Here is a 25,798-nt window from a genome sequence, read left to right on the forward strand (position 1 = left end):
ATTCGACTCGCGACCACGATGATCTCAAGACGACTGTTCCTCACGACGCTCGCCGGCGCTCCCCTCGCGGCCTGCAACACGGTGCAACGCGCCAATCTGGAGCCGGAGACGGATCCGGAGCTTGCGGCCTGGTACATCGGCTACGCGCCGGACGAGCCCTATCCGATCCCGCTGGTCGACCGGTCGAAGATGGACCCGAAGTTTCGTCGCCAGACCGTGGCCTACAAGGGTCCCGAGCGGCCGGGCACCATCGTCGTCGATATCGACGAGCGCATGCTCTACCTCGTCACCGACCAGAACGAGGCGATGCGCTACGGCGTCGGCGTCGGGCGGCAGGGCTTCTCCTGGCGCGGCGTCGCCACGGTAGGGCGCAAGGCCGTGTGGCCGGACTGGCGGCCCACCTCCACGATGATGAAGATCAAGCCCGAGCTGCCGACCTATCGCGAGGCGGGCCTCGACAACCCGCTCGGCGCGCGGGCGCTTTATCTCTACCAGAACGGCCGGGACATCCTGTTCCGCATCCACGGCACCAACGAGCCGTGGAGCATCGGCGAACAGGTGTCGAGCGGCTGCGTGCGCCTGCTCAACGAGGATGTCGCGGACCTCTATACGCGCGTCGGCGTGGGCACCACCGTCTACGTGAAGCGCAACGGCGTCTATCGCGTCTGACCGGCCTCGGCCGGTGCTTGAGCGCAACCGTTGTCGGCGTCATGATGCGGGGGGATTCTCCGCCGCGTGACGCCGCGCCATGTCGCTCGATGCCGTCCAGCCCGTCCGGAAGCTGCCCGCCGTCGAATGGCCGACGCTGGCGGTGTTCGCCGCCATCTACGCCGCCTTCCTGACGCTCACCTGGTTTCACGCGGCCTTCCCGCTCTGGCTGTGGATGCCCCTGGCCGCATGGACCGCGAGTTGGTGGGGCTCGGCCCAGCATGAGGCGCTGCACGGCCACCCGACCCGGCTGCGCGACCTCAACACGGCGCTGGCCACTCCGCCGATCTGGCTTTGGCTGCCCTTCGAGCGCTACCGCGCGTCGCACCTGGCGCACCATCGCGACGAGCGCCTGACCGATCCGCTCGACGACCCCGAAAGCCGCTACGTCACGCCCGACCAGTGGGCGCGGCTGGGCCGGCTGGGGCGCGCGTTGATCTTGGCGCAGACCACGCTGCTCGGGCGGCTGATCGTCGGCCCGGCGTGGTCGATGGCGGCATTCTGGCGCGACGAATGGCGCGTGGCGCGCCGCGACGGAGAGGTGCTGCGCGTCTGGATCTGGCACGCCATCTTCGTCGCCGCGCTGCTCGGCTGGGCGGTCGGGGTGTGCGGGCTTCCGTTCTGGCAATACGCGGTCGGCTTCGTTTATTGCGGCACGTCGCTGGCGCTGGTGCGCTCGTTCGCGGAACACAAGGCGCGCGACCATGTCGACCAGCGCACCGCCATCGTCGAGCGCGCGCCGGTGTTCGGGCTGCTGTTCCTGCACAACAATCTTCACGTCGTGCATCACCGCTGGCCGACCCTGCCCTGGTACCGGCTGCCCGAGGTGTACGCGGCGCATCGCGAGGCACTGCTCGAGGAGAATGGCGGGCTCGTCTATGACGGCTACGCCGACGTGTTCCGCCGCTTCTTCCTCCGCCGGCACGACGCGCCGGTGCATCCGCGCGGCCGCGCGCCGACGCGGGCCGAGTCTCAGGCCGGAACCGGGTAGCCCGCCGCCCGCGCCTCTTCGTCCCACGCCAGCGTGACGGCGTAGTCCTCACGACGGACCGGCGCGAAGCCGCTCAGCAGCAGCGTCTCGCCGAACGGCGGAAACCATGGCCGTGACGACGCCTGCGCGAACGCGGCGGCGAGCCGCGCCGCCGCCTCGTCCGGAAGCGCGGGGCCGGCGACAAAGGCCGGCGCGGTCGTCGGCGGCGTCGATTCCAGCACCCGGACCGGCCGCGTCAGCTCCGGCCGGTGGCGGGCGAGCAGCGCGTGCCAGTAGGCGTCGAGCGGGCCGACGTCGATGCTGCCGTCGGCGACGCCATCCAGGATGCGGCGGGCCGTCACGAGATGACCGCGCACCTCGCGGAACAGGGAAGGCCGCCCTGCCGAGCGGTCGCGCAGCAGGCGGTGGCGAAAGGCGTTGAAGCCCGATTGGGAGTGCTCGACCGTCCAGCCGGCGACGCCGCCATACGTGTCCGCCAGCGTCCGGAACGACGCCTCCCGCCGGACGATCAGGTCGGAGCGATAGACCGCCCGTCCGCCCGCCCAGTCCAGCGACGGGATCGGCGCGGCGAGCGGCCTGACGTCGGCGAGGCGCAGCGCGACGGGAAAGCCGCACATGAAGGCGCAGCCGAGATCCGGCCGCCGCCACAAATCCTCCAGCGGCTGCGGCGCGGGGTACGGCAGGTACTCGAAGGCGAGCCCGGCCTCCGCCGTCACGCGCTCGAGCACGCCGCGCCATGCCGCCTCGACCTCCGGCGTCACCGCGTACATGCGCGCGTTCATTACGAGGCCGGTCATGCGCCGGTGATCTCCGCCGCGCGGCGCGCCACGTAGGCGTGCAGCGCCTCCCTGATCGCCGGGTCGAGCGGCGGCGGGGTCCATTCGTCCCGCGCTTTCTTCCAGAGGGCGAGCGCACGTTCCGTGGCGCTGCGGCCGCCCGCGTCGCGCCAGTTCTCGAAGCTGGACCAGTCCGAGAGGAGCGGCCGGTAGAACGCCGTTTCGTATCGCGCCAGCGTGTGCGGCGACCCGAAGAAATGCCCGCCCGCCGCGACCGCCTTGATGGCCTCGACGCCGAGGTCGTCGTCGTTGAAGCTCACAGGCTTGAGGATTTCGGCCCATCCGCGCAGCATCTCGGCGTCGACGATAATCTTTTCCATCGAGGCCGAAAGGCCACCTTCCAGCCAGCCCGCCGCGTGGTTGATGAGGTGGCTGTGGCTCATGATGCAGGCGTGCAGCGAGAACGCCGTCTCGTAGGTCGCCTGGGCGTCGACGGTGGGCGAGGCGTTGACGGCGCTCGCCCGCACCGGCAGGCGCAGCCGCCGCCCGATCTGCGCGGTCGCCAGCGTGGCGTGGACGAATTCCGGCGTCCCGAACGCGGGCGAGCCGGTCCGCATGTCGACGTTCGAGGTGAAGCCGCCCATCACGCAGGGCGCGCCGCGGCGCACCATCTGGCACAGCGCGATGATCGCCAGCGCCTCGGCGGTCTGCTGCACCAGCGAGCCGGCCAGCGTCACCGGCGCCATGGCCCCCATCAGCGTGAACGGCGTGATGACGACGCACTGCCCGTGCGCCGCCATGATCATGATGCCGTCCAGGATCTCCTCGTCGACGCGCCGGGGAGAGTTGACGTTGGTGACGGTCAGCAGCGTCGGCCGCTCCGCCAGTTCCTCCACCGACATGCCGTGCTCGATGGCCGACATGGCGATGGCGTCGCTGGCCTGCGGCGCGCCGACGCCGCGCGCCGCCCACACCACGTCCGAGCATTCGATATGGGCGAGGTACATGTCGAGGTGGCGCGTCGGCACCGGCAGGTCGACGGGCTCGACCACCACCCCGCCCTGCCAATGCACGATGCCCAGCCGGTGCACGACCTTGATGATGTCGCGAAACGCCGCGATGTCGCCGTAGCGGCGGCCCTTTTCGAGGTCGGTGATGTGCGGCGCGCCGGCGACGGGGCCGAAATTGACGACATTGCCGCCGACATGCAGGTCGCGGGCGGGATCGCGGGCGCGCAGCACGAAACGCTCCGGCGCGTGCGCCAGGTGCGCCTCCACCACGTCGCGGCCGAGCCGCACGATCTGCGTCGCCTCGTCGACCATCCCGCCGTAGCGGGCGTAGACCTCGCGAGCCCTCGCGGAGCGGATCTCCAGCCCGCCCTCCTCGAGCACGCGATAGGCCGCGTCGACGATGCGCTCGACCTGCTCGGCGTCGAGGATTTCCAGCGGCGCCCAGCGGTTGACGAGCCGCGGCAGCGGCGCGTCGGAGGGGCCCGACGAACGGTGCCCGCGCTGCCGCTCGCGCCGGCGGCCGAGGGCGGGCTGGGCTTCGCCGTCGCTCATGCCCGCAGCCTCTCGCCATCGGGATCGTGCAGCGGGCGCGACGTCACCACCGCCCGGCATTCCTCGCCGAGGATGTCGATGGCGAAGACCTCGCCGTCGCGCGCCAGCTCCGCCGGCACGTAGCCGGCGGCGAGGCTCTGGCCCACCCAGTGGCCGAACGCCCCGGAGGTGACGTGCCCCACCGCCTCGCCGTCCTTCAGCACGACCTCGTAGCCGACCACGTCGCCGTGCGGCGCGTCGACCGCGAACACCACAAAGCGCTTCGCCGGTCCGCGCTCGCGCTCCGCCGCCACGGCCGCCTTGCCGGTGAAGTCCGCCGGCTTGTCGCAATCGACGAAGGCGTCGAGGCCGGTCTCGGCGGGGGTGTAGTCCGGGCGGAAATCGCGGTTGAACGAGCCGTAGTTCTTCTCCAGCCGAAGGGAGGACACCGCCCGTCCCCCGTAATGGGCGAGCCCGAGCGGCTCGCCGGCGGCCAGCAGGTCCTCGTAGAGCTGGAGCTGGTAGTCGGGCGTGACCCAAATCTCGTAGCCGAGCTCTCCGGTGAACCCGCAACGCTGGACCAGCGCCGGCGACAGCCCCACCGCGCCCTCCTTCACCGCGAAGAAGCGGAAGCCCTCCCGCGACACGTCGAAGTCGGCGACCTGTTCCAGCACGTCGCGGGCCTTCGGCCCCGACAGGGCGAAGCCGGTCAGCGTCGAGCAGGCGCTGCGCACGATCACGTCGTCGGGCGGCGCGGCGCGGCTGAACCAGCGCATGTGGAACGCCTCGGCGAACCCCGAGCCGACGATCAGGAACCTGTCCTCGGCGACGCAGGCGATCGAGAGGTCCCCCATCACGCGCCCGCGCGGGCTCAGCATCGGGGCGATGCCCATGCGGCCGGGGCGCGGAATGCGTGAGGCGAAGACGCGGTCCAGCCAGGCGCGCGCGCCTTTGCCCAGCACCTCGTACTTCGCGTAGTTGGAGATCTCCGTGATGCCGACGCCGGTGCGCACGGCGTGGCACTCCGCGCGGATGTGGGGAAAGGCCTCGGAGCGTCGATAGGTCGGCGTCTCGACCGGTTCGGCGCCCGGCGGCGCGAACCAGAGCGGGCCCTCCAGCGCGAAATTGGCGCCGAACGCAGCGCCCTTCGCCTTCAGCCGGTCGTAGACCGGCGTGCGGCGGAACGGCCGCGCGGCCGGCATCTCCTCGTTGGGGTAGAGCAGGCGGAACCGGCGGCGATAGTTCTCCTGCACCTTGATCGACGTGTAGCGGGGCGTCGCGAACAGGCCATAGCGCGCGCAGTCCATGGCCAGCACGTCCTGGCCCGGATCGTTCTCGGCGATCCAGCGCGACAGGACGAGCCCGATGCCGCCGCCCTGGCTGAACCCGGCCATGACGGCGCAGGCGTTCCAGTATCCCGGCAGCCCCCGCACCGGGCCGACCAGCGGGTTGCCGTCCGGCGAGAAGGTGAAGGGCCCGTTGATGACCTTGCGCACGCCGACGCGCCCGATGGCGGGGAAGTGCCGAAAGCCGTTCTCCAGTTCGGGCGCGATGCGGTCGAGATCGTCCGGGAGGAGCTGGCTGTGGAAGTCGTCCGGCGTCGCGCGCGGCGACCAGACGCGGCAGTTCTGCTCGTAGGTGCCGAGCAGCACGCCCTGGCCTTCCTGGCGCAGGTAGATCTCGCCGGCGAAATCGGTCGTGTTGATGATCTCCCGCTCCTGCCCGGCGAGTTCCGGCACGGCCTCGGTGAGGATGTAGTGGTGCTCCATGGCGAGCACCGGCAGTTCGAGGCCCACCAGCCGGCCGACCTCGCGCGCCCACAGCCCGCCCGCGTTGACGACGTGCTCCGCGCGGATGACGCCCTTGTCGGTGACGACCTCCCAGGAGCCGTCGCGCTGCGGGTTCAGGCCGGTGACGCGCGTGTAGCGATACACCTCCGCGCCCATCGCGCGGGCCGCGGCGACATAGGCCTGCGTCACCAGCCACGGGTCGACGTGGCCGCCGTCCTCGCGCCAGAGCGCGCCCTTGAAATGGCGTTCGTCGATCAGCACGTTGCGGCGCTTAGCTTCCGAGACCGGGATCAGCTCCGTGTCCATACGCAGATAGCGGGCGCGCGAGTGGATGAGGCGCAGGAAGTCCATCTGCCCGTCGGTCGCGGCGAGGTAGATGCCCCCGTTGTGATGGATGCCGCAGGATTGGCCGGTGGCGCGCTCCAGCTCGCGGTAGAGGTCGAACGTGTATTTCTGCAGCCGGGAGACGTTGGCGTCGGAGTTCAGCGTCGTCACGCCGCCGGCCGCGTGCCAGGTGGAGCCCGAGGTGAGTTCGTACTTCTCGACGAGAACGACGTCGGTCCAGCCGATCTTCGCCAGGTGGTACAGCACGGAGACGCCGACCACGCCGCCCCCGATCACGACAACGCGCGCCTGCGTCTTCATCCCAGCGTCCTCCCCCGGCCGAAGCCGGCCGGAGGGCCACGGTGCGACGAGGACGCGGGCGGGCGCAAGCGGCTTTCGCGTTAACGCTCGCGACACATTGACCGTTGGGGCCGCCGTCCCATTCTGGTGCGCTCGTTAAGAATGCGTTATGTTAATCGCGGTGTCAGCTTTCGGGGAGGCCCCGATGCGGAGCTACGGATTCATCGAAACGATCGGCCAGAAGGTGTGCAGCGCCCTGACGGTGTCGGACATGTGCTACGACAGTTCGACTCTCAGCCTGTTCGGGCTTGCCACGATCCTGCTGCTGCTCGGCGCCATCGCGGGCGCGTTCGTTCCGCGCCTGTAACGGTTGCGCTCAAGCCCGTTCGAGTTCCGCGATGACGGTCCGGATCGCCCGCGCCGCCATCGCGTGGTCCTCGTATTGCGTCAGTCCGCTGATCGTCACCGTCCCCACCATGCCCGTGCCGCGCACCGACACCGGCACGCTGCCTCCGCTCGCGGCGTAGTCCTGCGGCGGCAGGCTGTAGCGCTCGAAGCCCCGCCCGCGCTCGACGCACAACTGGGTCACGTAGAGCGAGCTGTGCAGGAAGCGCTCGGCCGTGGCGCGCTTGCGGCGCACCCAGCCGGCATTGTCGGGCGACGCGCCGGGCATCGCGCAGAAGAACAGCGGATGCCCGCCCATCGCGACCTCGATGGAGACCGGCAGATTGCCCAGCGCCGCCTCTTCCCGCAGCAGAACGCCGATGCGCCAGGCGACGTCCGCGTTGAAATACGGGAACTGGAGCTCCGCTTCCTCGTCGAGCAGCGCGGTCGTGGTGGGGCTGTCGGCCATTCATGCCTCCTGTCGGTCGAGCAGGACCTTGCCTCTACAACGCCAGGATGTCGACCGCCCCGCCGAGCCGGCGTTGGGCGGCGTCGACCACCGCCCGGTGATGCGTGATCAGGATGGGCTGCACGGTTTCGCCGATCGCCGCCAGCGCCGCGAGGCCGTTCTCCGTGCGCTCGTCGTCGAAGCTGGCGAAGAGATCGTCGCCGACGAAGGGCGCGGGCTCGGCCCGCTGCGCGTAGTCCTCCAGGAAGGAGAGGCGCAGCGACAGATAAAGTTGGTCGCGGGTGCCCTCGCTCATGTCGGCGAGCGCCACCTCGTCCCCGCCGGCGCGTCGCCCGACCAGATGCGGCGCGTCGTCGTCGCCGAAGCTCTGTCCGAGGCCGACGAACGCCCCGCCTGTCACCGTCGAGAACAGCGCGCCGGCGCGCGCCAGAAGGGGCGCCTGCCGGCCGGCCCGCTGCCGCTCCACCGCCGTCCCGAGCATCAGCGCGCCGAGGCTGAGCACCGCCCATTCCCGCGCCGCCGTCACCAGTTCGACTTCCGCGCCGCGCCGCTGCTGGGCGGCGAGTTCGGCCCCGCCGCCCTCCTCCAGCTCGCGCATCCGCCGCTTTTCGCGGTCGAGCGCCGCGAAGGCCTCCTTGCCTTCGCCATCGAGCCGCTCGTCCTCGTCGGCGAGGGCGCGACGCGCGGCGTCTGTCGCGTCGGGATCGTGCCCCGCCAGCGCCTCGCGCAGGGCCGCCTCGTCGACGCCGTCGGCCTCGAGCGCGAGCTGGTCCCGCCGCTCGCGCAGCTTCGCCGAGAGGCGGTCGCGATCGGCCAGCCGGCGCGCCAGGCCGGGCAGGTCGTCTCCGGGCGCGGCGTGGACGCGACCGGCGCGCTCGGCCAGGGCGCGCTCCGCCTCGGCCAGCAGGCCGGCCGCCGCGTCGCGCTCGCCGCGCGCCTGCGCAAGCTGCTTGTCGATCTCGTCGCGCCGGGCCGTGGCCTCGCGGGCGCGCGCCAGCCTTTGGCCCAGGCCGCGCAACGTCGCGTCGGGCGGCAGGCCAGCCGCCTCCGCGCCGAGCGCGGACGCGAGGGTGGCGACCGCGTTCTCGAAGGCGGCGATGTCGCGCCTGATGCCCGCGACGCGCCGCATCCGGTCGGCGCGGTTTTCGATGACGCGCGGCGCTTCCTTCCAGGCGTCGAGCGCCGCCCGGGCTTCGGCGACGCCGGCGTCGGGCGGCAACCCCAGCGCCGGCAGGGCGGCGCGGCAGCGCTCGCCCCACTCCGCCAGACGCTGTGCGGCGGCGGCGGCGCGCTCCGTTGCGTCCTTCATGCGCGCCTCGGTATCGGCCAGCCGCGCCTCGGCCTCGCGCGCTTCGGTCCAGAGATCCGCGATGCGCGCGATCTCGGCCTCGATGCGGCTCGCCTGGAGAGTGGCGGGCAGGTCCGGCACGGGGGGTAGGCCGAGGTCGCGGGCCAGCGCCGCCAGCGGCGCGTCGAGCCGCCGGGCGTCGTCCTCCATCGCCGCTAGCCGGGCGCGCCGCCCGGAGAGGCGGGCGTGACGCTCCAGCAGCACGCCCAGTTCGACGCGCCACGCCAGCATTTCCGCAGGCGCGGCGGGCGCGACACCGCTCAGGGTCCACAGTTGCGCCCACGCCGCGAGGTCCGCGTCCCTTTCCGCCCGCAGGGCAGCGAGCGCCGCCTCCTGGTCGCGCGCCAGGCCGAGCGCCCGGTCGAGGCGCTGGCGCGTCAGCGCGTGCTCCACGACCCGCTGCGCGTCGGCCACGGCGGCGTCGGCGAGGCTGTCGGCCTCCGCGACCTCGCGCTCGAAGCGCGCGACGACGCCGGCCAGCGTCGCGGGGGCGAGCGCGTCGGCCTCGCCGAACAGCGACGCCCGCAGCGTCGACCATTCGCTCTCGCGCGCCGCCCGGGCGGCGGCGATGCGTTCGGCGCTGGGCACCGGCCGCCCCGCTTCCAGAGCCGCCAGGCCGGCTTCGGCTTGCGCCGCCTCCCGCCGCGTCTCGGCCAGCGCCTCGGCAGCGCGCTTGATGTCGCCGTCGCGCTCGGCGAGGCGGCGGCGCGCGGCTTCGATGACGTCGAGAGAGGGCAAGGCGACGTCCGCCAGCGCCGCGAGGTCGGCGACGCGCGGCGACAGCCGCGCCGCCTCCGACGCCAGTTCGGCGGCCTCCGCGTAGACCTCCTCGCGCAGGCCGGACATCTGGTCCACCCGCTTCAGCGGCTCCGCGAAGGCGGCGAACGCCGCGCGCGCGGGCCCGGGCTCCCGCAGGCCGCCTCGGGCCTCGCGCTCGCGCCGCAGCGTCGCCAGCGTGCCCGCCTCCTGCTCTTCGGCGGCCCGCGCGGCCGCCAGCGCCGCCGCGAGGCGCTCGCCTTCCGCCACCAGTGCCTCGACGCCGGCGCGAACCGCGTCGCTGGGCTGGCCGGCGATCACAGCGTCCGCGTCAGGTAGGCCGAGCCGAACGGCGAGCGCCGTCAGCTCCGCGTCGAAAGCGTCGGCTTCGGATCGCACCTTCGGCAGGTCGGCGCGCGCCTTCTCCCAGGCGCCGCTCTGGCCGGTGAGGCGGTCGATCTCATCCCCGTGAGGCAGGACACCCGGGTCCGCCGCGATGGAGGAGGCGTTGGCGGCGTGGCGCGCCTCGGCCGCCTCCGCCCCGCGCAGCCGTTCGCGCGCCGCCTCGAGCGCCGCTAGCGCCTCGGCGAGTTCCGCCCCAAAGCCCTCGTGGACGGCAGGCAGCTCGCCCAGCGCGGCCATGTCCGCCTCGATGGCGTCGATGGCGCGGATGACAGGCGCGGCGCGGCGCAGCCGTTCCAGCCGCGCGAGATCGCGGGCGATGGCGGCCCGTCGCCCGGCGATGGCCTCCAGCCTCGCCTCGTGCTCGGCGATGCCGTCTCGCAACGCCTTCAGCGGTCCGGAACGGAACTCGCTGTCGCGCAGCGCCTTGCGCGCCTCCTCGTAGCGGGCCAGCGCCTGGTAGAACCTCCGGTCCTTGGCGGCGCGCGGGGCGAAGATCGCATCGGCCTCGGCGTCCAGCTCGGCGCGCAGTTCGGTGAGGCCGCGCAGGCCCGAAGCCGCTGCGAACAGCGCCGCGCCCAGCTCGCCGTCCGTCTTGCGCAAATCGTCGCCGCTCTTGCGCAGCGCCTCGGCGTCGAGGCCGAAGGCGCGGCAGAACACCTCGCGCGACAGGCCGCCGAGGAAGGGGACGAGCGCGTCGTCGGGCAGTTCGGCCCCTTCCGCGTCGGTCAGCACGGGGCGGTTCTTGCGGCGGCGGAAGTCGAGCCCGCGCCCCGCGCGGTCGACGACGCTCGCGCCCAGGCGCAACTCCCGCATGGGGTGGACGAAGTCGTGTCTTGTGCGCGCGGGGATTCCGAACAGCAGGTCGGTGATGGCGGCGAGCGAGCAGGTCTTGCCCGCCTCGTTGGGACCGTAGACGACATGCAGCCGAGCGTCCGGACGGAACTCCAGCACCTTGCCGGTGAACGGCCCATAGCGGTCGAGGTCGAGCCGGAGCAGCCGCATGTCAGCCGCCGCCCTCGACGGCGCGGCCGAGCACGAGGGCGCGGGCGTCGGCCAGCAGCCCGTCGAGGTCCTCCGCCAGGGCGTCGCGCTCGGGAATGCCGGCCGGGATGCGGGCCAGCACGTCGTCGAGCCGCTTCCTCGCGGCGGCGCGAAGCCCCTCGTCGCGCTCCAGCCCCTCCAGCAGCGCCTGCGGGTCCAGCCCCGCGCCGTCGGCGGGCTCGACGCGCGGGCGCGCCGGCTCCCGCGTCTCGATGCGCAGGCGTTCCAGCCAGACATCCTCACGCAAATGGTCGGCCAGCGCCTGCGCCTCGTCGCGGAAGCGGCCCGGGTCGCCCTTCAGCCGGCGGTGCAGATTCGTCTCGCCTTCCAGCGTCAGGCGGAAGGCGAGCAGCGTGCCGGCGGCCTCGTCGAAGGCGGGCTTCAGCGCCTCGCCGACGCGGGCGCGGAACGCCGCCTCGTCATCGACGCCGGCGAGATCGACAGCCACGGAGGCCCAGCGCGCCCGGTCGACGATGACGCGGCGCGCATTCGACACGCGCCCGTCTTCGACATCGACGAACACGGCCCCCTTGGGGCCGCACTCGCGCACACTGCGCCCCTGGAGATTGCCGGGGAAGACGATCCACGGGTCGCGGGCCAGCACCTCGTAGTCGTGGACGTGGCCGAGCGCCCAGTACTGGTAACCGCGCGAGGCAAGGTCCTGCACCGAGCACGGCGCGTAGACAGCGTGCGGCGGCCGCCCGTCGCACGAGGTGTGCAGCACGCCGATATTGAACCAGCCATGCACCGGATCGGGATAGGCCAGCGCGAAATTGTCGCTGGCGACCCTGTCGGCGAAGCTGCGGCCGTGAATGGCGACCTGCAGCTCGGCCAGGCGCTCGGTGCGGGCGCGGCTGGACGGGAACAGGGTGACGCCGGCCGGCAGCGGCACCGCCTTGGTGACTTCGCTCTCGGCGTCGTGGTTGCCCCGGATGAGGAACACGGGGATGCCCGCCCGGTCGAGCCGGGCGACCTCCCGGTTAAAGAACAGGCCGACCGAGGTGTCCTTCCACTCCCCGTCATAGACGTCGCCGGCGATGACGGCGAAGGCGACGCCCTCGGCGATGGCGCGGCTCACCAGCTCCGAGAAAGCGTCGCGGCAGGCGGAGCCGAAGCGCGCCGCGATCTCGGCGTCTTTCGTCGCCAGCCCGGCCAGCGGGCTGCCCAGATGAAGGTCGGCGGCGTGGAGGAAGGTGAAGCCCATGCGTGGTCCGGGTCGCTTCGACACCGGACCCGCGCCCGATTCGCCGCAGCGGGCCTCAGGTTAGCAGAACGAACGCGCCGCGCGGCTTGGCTCGCGCGGCGTCGTCCACAGGGCGGATCGTCAGTTGATCAGGCGCGCGCCGTTCTCCACGCGCGGCAGGTCGCCGGCGGGCTTCATGACGGTGGTGTCCAGGTTCAGCGTGCTGCTGCCCGAGAATTTCAGCGTGTCGGCAACCAGCGGCATGAAGGCCGAAGACTGGCCGAAACCCGCGTTTCCGTTGACGGTGATCGACTGAGTCGGCGTGTAGATGGCGCCGAGAAGCTTCATATTGGCGTCGCCGTTAAGCGTATTGTCGTAGCCGGGGTTCGAGGTCGGATTCTGCATGATCAGCATGCCCTTCTGGTCGCCCGAGGTGGGCGCGGACAGGTTGATGACGCCGCCGCCGTTGAGCTTGAAGCCCGAATTGTTGCCGGTGAGGTAGAAGGTGACGCCCGAACCGCTCACGTTGGTGTTGGAGTTCACCGTGAGGGTGCCGTTCTGGATGACGTAGGGGCCCGGGTTGAGCGTCACGGTGCCCTTCAGGTCGAGGCCCGAGCAGTAGGTGCCCGCGCTCAGCGTCACCGACACGCCGGGCTTCATGGTGGGTGGGTTGATGCACTTGCCGGCGGCCGGCTGAATCGTCGCCTTGTAGGGGTCGTCCTGCACGGCGCAGCCGGTGGTGAACTGGTTCTCCATGCTCGCCGGCCCGGAGATGCCGCCGACGGCGCAATAGCCGCCGGTCGTCACCGAGGCGGAGCCCTGGATGTTGATGGCGGTGGCGCTCGACGAGTTGCTGTACATCGCGCAGTTCGGAGCGACGAAGGTGGTGTTGCCCTGGAAGGTGATCGCGCCCGACACGGTCTTGTTGAGCGCGACGGCGCAGGCCGGCGGCCCGTTGGTGCTGCGGATCGCCGTGGCGGTCGTCTTGATGTTCATGGTCTTCATGCCGGCGACGGCCAGCAGGGTCGTCTTCATCGGCCGCGTCGCGTTCACCGTCACGGTCAGCGTCGGCCCGGTGAACGTGGTCGCCACGGTGTCGGTCGTATCGAAATAGCGCGCGGCCACCGCCTTGCGCTGGTCGTCCGTGACCTTGCGGGCCAGCACGGCGGCGAGCGCGGCGGCGTCGGTGGCGCCCTGCATCTCGGCGCGCTCCACGGTGGCGCGGCTGAAATCGACCGCCCCGCCCGCCGCCATGACGAGCGGCACGGCGGCGACGCCGAAGGTGATGGCCGCGCCGCCGGCCTGGCAGCGCAGGAAACAGGCGACAAGGCGTGACGGCAACCGGATCATGGATGGGGTCTCGCTCAACTTTGGCGAGACTATGCGCGCGCGATACAACCGCCGTCGACGGAAGCTTGGTCTTGGCGTGAACGTCCCCTGACGAGATTCATTCAAATGCCGTGCATTTCCAGCAGCTCCCGGATCCGCCGCGCGCGGCTCGCGCCCGGAACGAAGCCGACCTCCTCGCGCAGCCGCGTCACGTCGGCCACCATGCGGGGCGGCTCGCCCGGCCGGTCAGGGCGCGCGCCGATGCGCAGCAGGTCCGGCAGCCCGGCGGCCTCGGCGATCTCGCCCGCGAGCGCGGCGACGGCGATACCTTCGCCGCTGGCGACGTTGACCGCGCCCTCGACGCCGCAGGCGCACAGCGCCGCCAGAGCCGCGCCGGCGTCGACGCTCGACAGGAAATCGCGCACCTGCCGGCCCGCCCCGATCTCGGCAGGCCGCCCTTCGCGCAGGGCCGCGACGATGGAGGGCACAAGCCGCGCCTCGGGCTCGCCCGGCCCGAACAGGTGAAACAGCCGCCCCCAGGCGAAGGACAGGCCCCGTTCCGCGCTCAGCCGCGAGAGGCCGGCGAAACTCGCGGCCTTCGCCTCCCCGTAGGGAAAGGAGGGGGCAAGCGCATCGCCCTCGCGGCGGTCCGTCGCCCCGCCGTCCGACCAGTCATACTCGACGCAGGTGCCGACGCCGACGAAGCGGCGAACCCCCGCGTCCGCCGCCGCCGCGCCCAGCGCCAGCGTCGCCTCGCGCCAGTCGGCGTTCTCTGGAGCGGTCCAGAACTTCCCGTGTTCGACATACCAGGCGGCGTGCAGCACGGCGTCCGGACAGACCCGCCGCAGCAGAGCGCGGGCCGCGCCGGCGTCGAGCAGGTCGCAGGCATGGGCGACGACGCCCGGCGCGTGGAGCTCCCGTCGGCCGGCGGCGTGGACCTCGAACCCCATGCGCGCCAGCGGCGCGAGGGCCTGGCGGCCGATGAAGCCCGACGCGCCGGTGACGAGAACCCGCCGCGCGGGCGCGTCCGTCATGGCTGCTCGTCCATCCACTGCAGCAGTGTGGCCTCGAAGTCGCGCACGAACAGGGTGGGGTTGCCGATGGGGTGAGCGCGCAGGCGCTCGCGCACCGTGCGGCGGAATTCGCCGCGCCAGCCCGTGCGGCCGGCCAGATCCACCGCCTTGGCGACGTAGCCGGCGCGATCGAAGGCGCAAAGCTCCGGCAGCCCGGCATTGTTGAGGTTGGAATAGGACAGGCGCTCGAAGAACGCCTCTCCCACCAGGGTGATCGCCGGAACGCCCATCCACAGCGTCTCGCAAGTGGTGGTGCCGCCCGTCTGCGGGAAGGTGTCGAGCGAAATGTCCATGCGGTTGTAGTGCGGCATGTGCGCGCCGCGCACACCGACGTGCAGGATGCGGTCCGCCGACACGCCGTGCGCCTCGAAGCGCTTCGCGAGGTTGTCGCGGAAGGCGGACACCGCGCTCTCCGGGCGCACGAAGAGGAACTTCGAGTTGGGCACGGCGCGCAGCACTTCGACCCAGGTCTCCAGCACCGCCGCGTTCATCTTGTAGGGGTTGTTCATCGTCCCGAACGTGACGAAGCCGTTGCGCTCCTCGGGCGTCAGCGGGTCGACCAGGGGCATCGGCCGGAAGGTCGGCTGATCCAGCGCCACCCAGGTGCGAGGCATCAGGAACGGCTTCTCGACCAGCAGCGCCGGATCGCCGGGCTTGATGAACGGGTCCACGAGGATGCGGTCGATGGTGGAGAGCCCCGCCGAATGCGGATAACCGAGCCAGCTCGCCTGGCGCGGCGCGGGCTTCCACGCCATCACGTCGAGCTTGTTCATGTCGGTGGAGCCGCCCAGTTCGAACAGAATGTCGAGTTGGTCGTCGGCGATGAGCTGGGCGGCGTCGCGGTCGCCGATATGCGGCACGTGCCGGAAGCCGTCGACCCCGGCCGCGATGCGGTCCTGGATCGCGTCGGCCGGCTTCGTCGACCACGAATAAGCGTAAAATTCGAAGCGCGACTTGTCGTAGCGGGTCAGCAGGTCGACCGCGAAATAGGCGACCGGATGGTCGCGCAGATCGGACGACATGAACCCGACCCGCACCTTGGGGCGGCGCGCCGGGGCCGGCTTGCGGTTCACCGGGGTCTTGGCCGCGAGCACTTCCAGCCTCTCGGCCCAGGCGCGGTGATGGCGCACCAGGGAGCGGCGCTGCTGCGGCGTGCGCACCTGCCCCATCATGTGGTGCAGGGCCGCGATCTCGCCCGCCGACGCCCAGTAAGTCCCGAGCGCGTCGAACTCGCCCAGCGAGTCGGAGGCCTCGTAGTCCGCGTTGCGGATCAGGATGCCACGCAGCGTCTTGGCGTCCTGCAAATAGTTGCCGCCCATACCGAGCCGCTTGCGAGCGAGGTCGTAGGCGGCGGCGATGTTCTCCGCCTCTTTCGGCCCGCGCGTGCGGTCGAGGCTTTCGGCGAGTTCGGTGACGGTGCGGGTGTTGGCCGGCTCCAGTTTCATCGCCTCGGCGAAGTGGGTGTTGGCGCGGTCGCGGTCGACCGGGGCGAGGCTGCGGGCCATCTGCACGTGAAGCCATGCGACGCCGGGATTGAGCTTGATCAGGCGCTCGAGCAGGGCGATGGCGTCCTGCCGCCGCCCGGCGCGCCGTAGCAGGATGATCTGCGCGTCGACGAGGTCCTTGCGCGCGCCAAGCGCGGCGATGCCGCGCTCCAGCGTGGCCAGCGCATCCGGGTTGCGGCCCAGTTCGTCCTGCACCGCCGCCATCTCGCGCCATGTGCCGACCTGCTTGGGGTCGAGCTTCAGCGAGGCCTCGAGGCGCGCCTGCGCCTTCTCCAGCTCGCCCAGGCAGCGATAGGCCGAGGCCAGCAGCCGCTGGTACTCGGCCGAGCGCGGGTCCTGCCGCGCGAGGCGCGTGAACACCTCCAGCGCCGGCTTGCCCTCGCGCCTCTGCAGGTGGACGTTGCCCCGGTTCACCCAGGGCGACGGGCTCTTCGGGTCGAGCTTGGCCGCCAGGTCGAACTGCTCAAGCGCCTCGTCGAAGCGCCCCAGCGCCTTCAGCGTCACCCCGAGAAGATTGACGAGCGCGAAGTCCTTCGGCCGCCGCTCCAGCGCGGCGGACACGTGGGCCAGCGCCTCGTCGTGACGGCCCTGGTTGTGCAGCAGCACGCCGAGGTCGAACGCCGTCGAGCGCGGCAAGGCCTCGCCGGTGCTCTCGTGCAACGCGAGCGCTTGCGCCAGCGCGTCGCTGGCGTCGCGCAGCCGGCCGGCCTTGCGGGCTTCGACGGCGGTGGCGAGGAGGGTCTGGATGTCGGAAGAAGCGGTTTTGTCCACGATGAACCGGTCTATCGCAAAGGTCTGGGCGGGATGATGGCCTGAAAAACCAGCCGAGAAAACGTCGGCGGCCCCTCTGAGCGGGATTGCGGACCCTCCCCGAGCGGGAGCGGGACCGCCCGCGGAGGCGCCTCAGCGGAAAATGGGGCTCAAATATTCAAAATTCATCAACTTCACAAACTTCAACCTGCGATTGCTATTCTGCAATTTGACGCGTGCATTCCACGAATTTAGAACTTGCAGGACTCCACAACCTGTTAGCGAGGGGCTGAGAGATGTCGATTTCCGCTCCGCGGGGCAAGGCGGCCCGCTTCCGCCGCGACGAGAAAGGGGCGGTGCTGCCTCTGGTGGCGATCATGATCGTCGCGATCGTCGGCGGCGCTGGCATGGCGCTCGACATCAGCCGCTATTACTCCACTCAGAGCGCACTCCAGAAGGCGGCCGACGCCTACGCGCTCGCGGCGGCGGCGGAACTCGACGGCGGGTCGGACGCCATCACGCGGGCGACCACCGCCGTGGCGATGATGGACGCCAAGAACGCCATCGACAACGTGCTGCTCAGCATCGATCCCGCCACGTCGGTGCAGTTCTACGACACGCTGCCGGCCTCCGACGACACTTCGACCATGCCGACCGCGCTCTCGAAGGACGCAACGGGGGCCAAGAAGGCCCGCTTCGTCGAAGTGACGGTGACGGGCACGGTGTCGACGCTCTTCCCGCTCCAGCTCGTCGGCTTCGGCGGCACGTCGCTCGGCTCCAACGCCCGCGCCGTGGCGGGATTCACGCAGGTGTTCTGCGAAGTGACGCCGATGTATGTCTGCACCGGCGACGACAGCGCGGCGGGCCAGGAGAACATCCTGGCGAAGAACGCGGACGGCAGCTTCAAGTATGTCGGCCGGCAGATCACGCTGAAGCCGGACCCCGGCAGCGCCCAGGTGGCCGGCAATTACGGCTATCTCTCCTATGGCGGCAACGGTGTGCCGGACCTCGTCGAGGCGCTGGGGACCATCCGGCCCAAGGCCTGCTACACGACCACCGGCGTCGACACCAAGACCGGCAACCCGCAGCCGGCGATCCGCGCGCTGAACACGCGGTTCGACATTTACGACGCCTCGCTGGGATCGGCGAAAAACAACCAGGACTATTCCGCCGGCGGCAATGTCAGGAAGGGCTATTACCCCGACGCGCCGAAAGGCAACCAGCCCATCGACGACTGCAACACGACGAGCGCCGCCGGGCTCAACCCAGCCAGCGTCGTCAGCGGCAATCCCCCCGTGGCCCTGCCGCTCGACTCCAGCATGCCGGTGCAGGTCGGCAATGGCGGCTGGTCCGCGTCGCTCGCCACATATTTCAGCAAGAACTTCCCGTCGGCGACGAACCTTCCGACGTTTTCCACCCGTTTCGAGGCGTTCCAGTACGAAATCACCAACGGGCTGGCCAGCACCCGCACGGGCAATTTCGTGTACCAGACCGGTCCCAGCAAGCAGACGACCTACCCCGGCGAAGTGGGCGCGGCGGCCTGCAACCCGGTGAATTCGAGCACGCTCACCAGCCTCAACATGACGGCGACGGAGTTCGCGGTACGGCGGCGGCTGATCTACGCCGCGCTGATCGACTGCAAGAACGACATGAAGGGCGGCAAGAACACCGACGTTCCGGTGCAGGGCCTGGCCCGGCTGTTCGTGCTGCGGCCGGGGACCAACGACTCGATCGACGCCGAGTTCGTCGGCGTGGCGACGCCCAACGACTCGGTCGAGAAGGTCATCAAGGACATGGTCCAGCTCTACCGGTGAGCGGGCCCCGGCCCCCTCAGCCCGACGCCTCGCCAGCGCTCGGCGCGGCGGGGGCGGCCGCCTGCGCCGCCGCGCGCAGCGGATAGACGAGTTGCTGGTCGTAGCGCTGCGGCACCGGCTCGTCGACGCCGTAGCGCGAGGGCATCCGGTCGGGCATGAACAGCGTGCCGCCGATGGCGTCGAGGAAGGGGAGCTGGCCGGCGAAATTCTTGTCGTAGGCCTCTTGCTCGTTGGCGTGGTGCCAGTGATGGAAGCGCGGCGAGGCCAGCACCCATTTCAGCGGCCCGAAGTCCAGCCGAATATTGGCGTGAATGAGCACCGACTGCCACTGGTACGCCACGCCCCAAACGAAGATCGCCATCTCCGAGAAGCCGAGCATGAACAGCGGCGCGAGCGAGGCCGTCTTGGTCAGGATCTGGTCGACGGGATGCACGCGGTGGCCGGCGAGCCAGTCCATTTCCTCGATACTGTGGTGAATGGCGTGGAAGCGCCACAGGAAGGGCGAGGCATGGAAGGCCCGGTGCGCGAGGTAGAAGCCGGTGTCGGCCACCACGAACGCCTCGATGACCTGCAGCCAGAGCGGCTGGCCGGCCACCGCCGCGCGCAGGGCGGCGGGCATGGCCCCCTGCAGCGCCGTCAGCACCAGCGTCAGGGCCACGACGAGCCCCAGCTTCACGACGACGCCGTTGACGAGCAGGAACACCACGTCGTTCAGCCAGTGCGCCCGCAGGCGCTTCTGCCCGGAGCGCAGCGGGATCAGGCCTTCCAGCGAGACGAAGACCAGCGCCACCAGCAGGAGCGTGCCGAGGTCGAAATACTGGCTCACCATGCGCCGCCCCCAAGGTCTCCGGGCGGGCGACGCAAGGCCGCCCGACGCGCCGGGCCGGGCCGGCGCGGTCAAATTGAAGACCATCGGGATTAATAACAGTCTTACGCCACGCTTGAGTTAGGGGGCGCGCTGAGCATGACGTGACGCAAACGCCCCGGCAAAGTGACCGCGTGCGCCGCGACGCACGCCGTTCCGATGAAACGCCTCCTGCTCCGCCAATATTCCGCGCGGAATCCGGCGTCGAACACCGCCGCGATCGGTTCATCCGCCCAATGTTCGCGCGCGATCGGTTCTTCCGATGGAACAACGGAGACGGCGCGGCCGGGTCGGCGGGCTCGCGCCCCGGCCGGCCGCGCCGGATTCAACCCGAGGTTACGAGAGCCCGAGGCACCCGTATTTGACGTTGAGGTAGTCGTCGAGGCCGTACTTGGACCCTTCGCGGCCCATGCCGGATTCCTTGACGCCGCCGAACGGGGCGACCTCGGTGGTGATGACGCCGGCGTTGATGCCGACCTGGCCGTATTGCAGCCCCTCCATCACGCGGAAGGCCCGCCCGAGGTCGCGCGTGTAGGCGTAGGCGGCGAGGCCGAACTCGGTGTCGTTGGCCATGGCGATGGCCTGCTCCTCGGTGTCGAACCGGAACAGCGGGGCGAGCGGCCCGAACGTCTCCTCCTTCGCCACCGCCATCGCCGGCGTGACGCCGGTGACGATGGTGGGCTCGAAGAACGAGCCGCCCAGCGCGTGGCGCTTGCCGCCGGTGAGCACCTTCGCGCCCTTGCCGAGCGCGTCGGCGATGTGCTCCTCGACCTTGCGGACCGCCTTGTCGTCGATCAGCGGACCCTGGGTGACGCCCGCCTCCAGCCCGTTGCCGACCTTGAGGTCGCGCACCGCCTTGGCGAAGCGCTCGGCGAAGGCGTCGTAGACGCCGGCCTGGACGATGAACCGGTTGGCGCACACGCAGGTCTGCCCGGTGTTGCGGTACTTGGAGCCGATGGCCCCTTCCACCGCCGCGTCGAGGTCGGCGTCGTCGAAGACGAGGAACGGCGCGTTGCCGCCCAGCTCCATGGAGACGCGCTTCATGGTGCCGGCCGCCTGGGCCATCAGCATCTTGCCGATCTCGGTGGAGCCGGTGAACGTGATCTTCTTCACGGTCGGGTTGGCGGTCAGCTCGCCGCCGATGGCGGAGGCCGAGCCGGTGACGATGTTGATGACGCCCGGCGGAATGCCCGCCTCCTCGGCCAGCAGCCCCCAGGCGATGGCGGAATAGGGCGTCTGGCTGGCCGGCTTGGTCACCACCGTGCAGCCCGCCGCCAGCGCCGCGCCGAGCTTGCGCGACAGCATCGATGACGGGAAGTTCCACGGCGTGATCGCCGCCACCACGCCCACCGGCTCGCGCGTGACGAGGATGCGGCGGTTGGCCCAGGGCGAGGGGATGGTGTCGCCGTAGACGCGGCGCGCCTCCTCGGCGAACCACTGCACGTAGGCGGCGCTGATGGCGATCTCGCCCCGCGCCTCGGCCAGCGGCTTGCCCTGCTCGGTGGTGAGCAGGACGGCCAGCTCCTCCTTGTTCTTCTCGAGGGCGGCGGCGAGCTTGCGCAGCTTCTCGGCGCGCTCGGCCGCCGTCGTGCGGCTCCAGCCCTGGAAGGCCTTGGCGGCCGCCGCGACGGCGCGGCGCGTCTCCGCCGCCCCGGCGTTGGGCACGCGGCCGATGACCTCGCCGGTCGCCGGATTGTTGACCTCGAAGGTCGCCCCGCTGTCGGCCCCGACCCATTCGCCGCCGATCAGGTTCGCCTCGCGCTGGAAGGGGAGCCCGCTCATCGTCACCTCCGTCGCGGGCCGTCCGCCCGCTCTGTGTTCCATGCCCGCCGGTCCGTCCGGCCGCGCGGGTTCGCCCGCTGTTGTGCTGAAAAGGGCGCGGCTTGTCCAGAATCCGCTTGCCGCCGCCCCTCCCCGCGCCTTGGATAAGCCGCCGCAGGAGAGACGCCCCGTGACGATGCCGAACGTGTTCCAGGGCCGGCTGGCCGTTCCGGCCATCGCCGCGCCGATGTTCCTCGTGTCCGGGCCGGACCTCGTGGTGGCGTGCTGCCGCGCCGGCGTGGTCGGCGCCTTCCCGGCGCTCAACCAGCGCACGGCGGAGGGCTACGCCCAGTGGCTGGTCGAGATCGAGGAGAAGCTGGCGGTGCCCTCCGACGCCGGCGGCCACCTGCCCGCCCCGTTCGCGGTGAACCTGATCGTCCACAAGTCCAACACCCGCCTGCGGCAGGACCTCGAGGCGACGGTGGCCCATGCCGTGCCGCTGGTGATCACCTCGCTCGGCGCGGTTCCGGACGTCGTCGACGCGGTGCATTCCTATGGCGGGCTCGTGTTCCACGACGTCATCAACATGCGTCACGCGGAGAAGGCGGTGCAGGCCGGCGTCGACGGGCTGATCGCCGTGTGCGCGGGCGCGGGCGGCCACGCCGGGGCGCTGAGCCCGTTCGCGCTGGTGTCCGAGATCCGGAGCATCTTCGGCGGCACGGTCGTGCTGTCGGGGGCGATGTCGACGGGCGCGCACATCGCGGCGGCGCGCATGATGGGCGCGGACCTCGCCTATCTCGGCACGCGCTTCATCGCCACGCGCGAGAGCCTCGCGCCCGAGCCTTACAAGCAGATGCTGCTCGACACGCGGGCGGCGGACATTCTCTACACGCCGGCGATCAGCGGCGTGGCCGCCAACTTCCTGCGTCCCTCCATCGCCGCCGCCGGGCTCGACCCGGACAACCTTGCCGGCCACGGCCGCATGGACCTCTCCGAGGAGGCCAAGGCGTGGAAGACCATCTGGTCGGCCGGCCAGGGCGTCGGCAGCGTCACCGACGTGCCCGGCGCGGCCGAATTGTGCGAGCGGCTGGCGCGGGAATACCAGGAGGCCAGGCGAAAGCTCGACTTCTGAGCCGGCCGCGCCGGCGAATTTGACGGATTTCGCCCGTATTTGATCGGCCTTGAAGTGGGTGCGCGGTCAATGCTATCGCCCTGCGCTGGGGACGGTTTCAAGGCCTCCCCGTTGGAGGAGACCCCCGTCATGCCGCAGTACCGCTCCCGCACCACCACGCACGGCCGCAACATGGCCGGGGCGCGTGGCCTCTGGCGCGCCACCGGCATGAAGGACAGCGACTTCGGCAAGCCGATCATCGCCATCGCCAACTCCTTCACCCAGTTCGTGCCCGGCCACGTCCACCTCAAGGACCTCGGCCAGCTCGTCGCCCGCGAGGTCGAGAAGGCCGGCGGCGTCGCCAAGGAATTCAACACCATCGCGGTCGACGACGGCATCGCGATGGGCCATGACGGCATGCTCTACAGCCTGCCCTCGCGCGAGATCATCGCCGACAGCGTCGAGTACATGGTCAACGCGCACTGCGCCGACGCCATCGTCTGCATCTCCAACTGCGACAAGATCACCCCCGGCATGCTGATGGCCGCCATGCGCCTCAACATCCCGGTCGTCTTCGTCTCGGGCGGGCCGATGGAGGCCGGCAAGTACGTCGCCGAGTCCGTGACCAAGAAGGTCGACCTGATCGACGCCATGGTGGCCGCCGCCGACGACAAGGTGTCGGACGAGGAGGTCAAGGTCATCGAGCGGTCCGCCTGCCCGACCTGCGGGTCGTGCTCGGGCATGTTCACCGCCAACTCGATGAACTGCCTCACCGAGGCGCTGGGCCTCGCGCTGCCGGGCAACGGCTCAACGCTGGCCACCCACGCCGACCGCGAGCGCCTGTTCGTCGAGGCCGGCCACCTCATCGTCGACCTGGCGCGCCGCTACTACGAGCAGAACGACCCGAGCGTGCTGCCGCGCAACGTCGCCAATGTGCGGGCGTTCGAGAACGCCATGACGCTCGACATCTCGATGGGCGGCTCCACCAACACGGTGCTGCATTTGCTGGCCGCCGCCTACGAGGGCGAGGTCGACTTCGGCATGGCCGACATCGACCGCCTGTCGCGCCGCGTGCCGGTGCTGTGCAAGGTCGCTCCGTCGGTGGCCAACGTCCACATGGAGGACGTCCACCGCGCCGGCGGCATCATGGCCATCCTCGGCCAGCTCGAGCGCGCCGGCCTGATCCACGGCGACCTGCCGACGGTCCACAGCGCGACCATGCTCGACGCCATCAACCGCTGGGACATCAGCCGCACCAACAGCGAGACGGTGCAGACCTTCTACCGCGCCGCCCCCGGCGGCGTGCCGTCGCAGACCGCGTTCAGCCAGAACCGCCGGTACGACGAGCTGGACCTCGATCGCTCCAATGGCGTGATCCGCGACCTCGAGCACGCCTACTCGCGGGACGGCGGCCTCGCCGTGCTCACCGGCAACATCGCGCTCGACGGCTGCATCGTGAAGACGGCCGGCGTCGACGCCTCCATCCTCGTGTTCTCCGGCCCGGCCCGCGTGTTCGAGAGCCAGGACGCGGCGGTCGACGGCATCCTCAACGGCAAGGTGAAGGCCGGCGAGGTGGTGGTGATCCGCTACGAAGGCCCGCGCGGCGGCCCCGGCATGCAGGAAATGCTGTACCCGACGAGCTATCTGAAGTCGAAGGGCCTCGGCAAGGCGTGCGCGCTGGTCACGGACGGCCGCTTCTCGGGCGGCACGTCGGGCCTGTCCATCGGCCATTGCTCGCCCGAGGCCGCCGAGGGCGGCACGATCGGCCTGGTGCGCGACGGCGACCGCATCGAGATCGACATCCCCGGCCGGCGCATCGAGCTGATGGTCTCGGAGGAGGAGCTGGCCAGCCGCCGCGCGGCGCAGGACAAGGCGGGCTGGAAGCCGGCCGAGCCCCGCAAGCGCAAGATCACCACGGCGCTGCGCGCCTACGCCGCGCTGACCACCAGCGCCGCGCGCGGCGCAGTGCGCGAGGTCAAGTAAGGCCGGCGCGGACGCGGCCTCCCGCCGCGTCCGGCGGCAAGGCCCCGCTCGCGCCGACGGAACCACGCCCGCCCCCGCTCGTTCCTCCCCGTCTCAAACGGATGGAGGACGCGCCATGGCGCAAAGCGGATTCCCCTCGATGACCGCGCTTCTCGGGCTTCTCGCGGTCGCCGGCTACCAGAACCGGGACAAGATCGCCGAGATGCTGCGCGGCGGCCAGTCCGCCCCCGACGGCCTGTCCTCCACCAGCGCGGGCGGCGCGTCCTCCGGCGCGGGCGGCGGCCTGCTGGGCGGGCTTCTCGGCGGATTGGGCGGACTCGGTGGCGGACTTGGCGGCGGCGCCGGCGCCGGCGGCCTGCTCTCGGGCGGCCTGTCGGAACTGGTCGAGCGCTTCCGCCAGAACGGCCACGGCGAAGCCGCCGACAGCTGGGTGTCGCCCGGTCCCAACCGCGAGCTGCCGCCGAACCAGCTCGAGCAGGCGATCGGCCCGGACGTGCTCGACCATCTGGAACAGCAGACCGGGTTGTCGCGCGACGAGATCCTCTCCCGCCTGCAGCGCGAGCTGCCCAAGGCGGTGGACGACCTGACGCCCCAGGGCCGCCTGCCGAGCCCGCAGGATTTCGACCAGTCCGGCAATAATCCGCTGCGCGGCGCGCGGGCCTGAGCCTGCGCTTGCGAACCGCGTCGGGGCCTGCCCTCGGCGCGGGGACGCGTCGTCCCTAGCCCGCCAGCCCCATCTGCCGCAGCACGGCGGAGTGCAGCGGCGCGCCCGGCTGGGCGAAGGCGTCGGTGAGGATGTCGATATGGTTGGCGCGCGCCACGACGTGCAGCTCGGCCGCGTGGCCAGCGGCGCGCCAGGCGTCCGTGAACTCCAGCGACTGGTCGATGAACTCCTGCGTCTCGCCGCCGCCCACCGCGACGACGAGCGGGCCGGCGCGCTCCGGCACGCGGCGCAGCGGGCTCCAGCGCTCCGCCTCCTCTTGCGTGAAGCCCAAGGTCTCCTGCTGGAAGGAGCGGCGCAGCGGCTCCAGCTCGAACACGCCCGACAGCGCCACGCCGCCGCGCACCGCGCCGGCGGGGATGCCGTGCTCCTCCTGCCAGCCGCGGTCGAGCGCGACGGCGGTGAGGTGGCCGCCCGCCGAATGGCCGGCGACGTGCAGGCGCGCCGGGTCGCCGCCGTGCTCGCCGGCGTGGCGCGCCAGCCAGGCCAGAGCCTGCCCGACATGGTCGACGATGCCGTCCATCCGCACCGAGGGGATCAGCGGGTAGTCGATGACGGCAACCAGCGCGCCGAGCGGCGCGAAGCCGCCGACGAAGCTGAAGGTGGCGGCGTCGAGCGCCTTCCAGAAGCCGCCGTGGATGAACATCAGCACCGGCGCGGGCCGGGCCGCCTCGGGCGGCAGGAACAGGTCCAGCGTCGCGTCCGGCCCCGCCCCGTAGGGGATCTTCAGCCGGTGCGGCAGGGTGGCGCGCGCCCGCGCCGACAGGTCCAGCCGCCGCTGCATGACGGCGGTGAGGTCGGCGATGGTGTCGAGGGTGAACTGCGCGTCGAGCGCGGTCTTGTCGGGGTAGTGTCGCCAGAGCATAAGGC

The 25,798-nt window shown here is 71.2% G+C and carries 19 protein-coding genes; 7 read left to right on the forward strand and 12 right to left on the reverse strand.

Features of this window, described 5'->3' with window-relative positions; translation table 11 throughout:
• Positions 1-18: 18 nt before the first annotated feature.
• Positions 19-669 (forward strand): L,D-transpeptidase, encoded by a 651-nt coding sequence (locus NK718_RS05065; RefSeq protein ID WP_254739265.1) that lies wholly within the window; start codon positions 19-21, stop codon positions 667-669.
• 79 nt (positions 670-748) lie between these two features.
• Positions 749-1,699, forward strand: coding sequence for a fatty acid desaturase (locus NK718_RS05070; RefSeq protein ID WP_254739267.1), 951 nt, complete (start codon positions 749-751; stop codon positions 1,697-1,699).
• Here the strand turns inward: NK718_RS05070 and NK718_RS05075 are convergent.
• Genes NK718_RS05075 through NK718_RS05085 form a run of 3 tightly spaced genes read right to left on the reverse strand, consistent with a single transcriptional unit; the run spans position 1,681 to position 6,451 of the window.
• The gene (locus NK718_RS05075; protein WP_254739269.1) at positions 1,681-2,496 is read right to left on the reverse strand and encodes a phosphate/phosphite/phosphonate ABC transporter substrate-binding protein; all 816 of its coding nucleotides are present in this window, start codon (positions 2,494-2,496) and stop codon (positions 1,681-1,683) included. The two genes, NK718_RS05070 and NK718_RS05075, sit on opposite strands and share 19 nt — an antisense overlap.
• On the reverse strand, positions 2,493-4,037 hold the full coding sequence (locus tag NK718_RS05080; RefSeq protein ID WP_254739271.1) for a trimethylamine methyltransferase family protein: 1,545 nt from the start codon (positions 4,035-4,037) through the stop codon (positions 2,493-2,495). The genes NK718_RS05075 and NK718_RS05080 overlap by 4 nt, the downstream gene beginning before the upstream one ends.
• Positions 4,034-6,451, reverse strand: coding sequence for a GcvT family protein (locus NK718_RS05085; protein WP_254739273.1), 2,418 nt, complete (start codon positions 6,449-6,451; stop codon positions 4,034-4,036). The genes NK718_RS05080 and NK718_RS05085 overlap by 4 nt, the downstream gene beginning before the upstream one ends.
• A gap of 184 nt (positions 6,452-6,635) precedes the next feature.
• Between NK718_RS05085 and NK718_RS05090 the strand changes: the two genes are divergently transcribed.
• Positions 6,636-6,797, forward strand: a complete 162-nt coding sequence (locus tag NK718_RS05090; protein WP_254739275.1) for a hypothetical protein — start codon at positions 6,636-6,638, stop codon at positions 6,795-6,797.
• Between the two features lie 9 nt (positions 6,798-6,806).
• On the opposite strand, the gene NK718_RS05095 is transcribed toward NK718_RS05090, so the two are convergent.
• The 6 genes from NK718_RS05095 to NK718_RS21895 form a co-directional block, all read right to left on the reverse strand.
• Complete coding sequence (locus tag NK718_RS05095) at positions 6,807-7,283, reverse strand: heme-degrading domain-containing protein (protein ID WP_254739277.1); 477 nt, start codon at positions 7,281-7,283, stop codon at positions 6,807-6,809.
• 34 nt (positions 7,284-7,317) lie between these two features.
• On the reverse strand, positions 7,318-10,794 hold the full coding sequence (locus NK718_RS05100; protein ID WP_254739279.1) for a YhaN family protein: 3,477 nt from the start codon (positions 10,792-10,794) through the stop codon (positions 7,318-7,320).
• 1 nt (position 10,795) lies between these two features.
• Complete coding sequence (locus tag NK718_RS05105) at positions 10,796-12,037, reverse strand: metallophosphoesterase family protein (protein ID WP_254739281.1); 1,242 nt, start codon at positions 12,035-12,037, stop codon at positions 10,796-10,798.
• Between the two features lie 120 nt (positions 12,038-12,157).
• Positions 12,158-13,366, reverse strand: a complete 1,209-nt coding sequence (locus tag NK718_RS05110) for a TadE/TadG family type IV pilus assembly protein (RefSeq protein ID WP_254739283.1) — start codon at positions 13,364-13,366, stop codon at positions 12,158-12,160.
• A gap of 101 nt (positions 13,367-13,467) precedes the next feature.
• On the reverse strand, positions 13,468-14,379 hold the full coding sequence (locus tag NK718_RS05115) for an NAD-dependent epimerase/dehydratase family protein (protein WP_254739285.1): 912 nt from the start codon (positions 14,377-14,379) through the stop codon (positions 13,468-13,470).
• A complete protein-coding gene (locus NK718_RS21895) occupies positions 14,376-16,694 on the reverse strand; it encodes an O-linked N-acetylglucosamine transferase family protein (protein ID WP_254739287.1) in 2,319 nt (772 codons plus the stop codon). Before NK718_RS21895 ends, NK718_RS05115 begins: the two co-directional genes overlap by 4 nt.
• A 275-nt stretch (positions 16,695-16,969) precedes the next feature.
• Here NK718_RS21895 and NK718_RS05125 point away from each other — a divergent pair, with 275 nt between their 5' ends.
• Positions 16,970-18,487 (forward strand): TadE/TadG family type IV pilus assembly protein, encoded by a 1,518-nt coding sequence (locus NK718_RS05125; RefSeq protein WP_254739289.1) that lies wholly within the window; start codon positions 16,970-16,972, stop codon positions 18,485-18,487.
• Between the two features lie 16 nt (positions 18,488-18,503).
• Here NK718_RS05125 and NK718_RS05130 read toward each other — a convergent pair whose 3' ends face one another.
• Together NK718_RS05130 and NK718_RS05135 are read right to left on the reverse strand one after the other, a co-directional pair.
• Positions 18,504-19,316: a sterol desaturase family protein gene (locus NK718_RS05130; protein WP_254739292.1), complete on the reverse strand. Its 813-nt coding sequence runs from the start codon at positions 19,314-19,316 to the stop codon at positions 18,504-18,506.
• A gap of 372 nt (positions 19,317-19,688) precedes the next feature.
• Entirely contained in the window at positions 19,689-21,134 is a 1,446-nt protein-coding gene (locus NK718_RS05135; RefSeq protein ID WP_254739294.1) for an NAD-dependent succinate-semialdehyde dehydrogenase, read from the reverse strand.
• A gap of 169 nt (positions 21,135-21,303) precedes the next feature.
• Between NK718_RS05135 and NK718_RS05140 the strand changes: the two genes are divergently transcribed.
• The 3 genes from NK718_RS05140 (at position 21,304) to NK718_RS05150 (ending at position 24,871) form a co-directional block, all read left to right on the forward strand.
• Positions 21,304-22,245 (forward strand): NAD(P)H-dependent flavin oxidoreductase, encoded by a 942-nt coding sequence (locus NK718_RS05140; protein ID WP_371877215.1) that lies wholly within the window; start codon positions 21,304-21,306, stop codon positions 22,243-22,245.
• A 129-nt stretch (positions 22,246-22,374) separates the two neighbouring features.
• Positions 22,375-24,207 (forward strand): dihydroxy-acid dehydratase, encoded by a 1,833-nt coding sequence (gene ilvD, locus NK718_RS05145; RefSeq protein ID WP_254739296.1) that lies wholly within the window; start codon positions 22,375-22,377, stop codon positions 24,205-24,207.
• Positions 24,208-24,346: 139 nt separating this feature from the next.
• The gene (locus tag NK718_RS05150; protein WP_254739298.1) at positions 24,347-24,871 is read left to right on the forward strand and encodes a YidB family protein; all 525 of its coding nucleotides are present in this window, start codon (positions 24,347-24,349) and stop codon (positions 24,869-24,871) included.
• A 55-nt stretch (positions 24,872-24,926) separates the two neighbouring features.
• On the opposite strand, the gene NK718_RS05155 is transcribed toward NK718_RS05150, so the two are convergent.
• Complete coding sequence (locus tag NK718_RS05155; protein ID WP_254739299.1) at positions 24,927-25,793, reverse strand: alpha/beta hydrolase; 867 nt, start codon at positions 25,791-25,793, stop codon at positions 24,927-24,929.
• Positions 25,794-25,798: the final 5 nt, after the last annotated feature.

Source organism: Alsobacter ponti (genome assembly GCF_024294805.1).
In the GTDB taxonomy this organism is placed as follows: domain Bacteria; phylum Pseudomonadota; class Alphaproteobacteria; order Rhizobiales; family Beijerinckiaceae; genus Alsobacter; species Alsobacter ponti.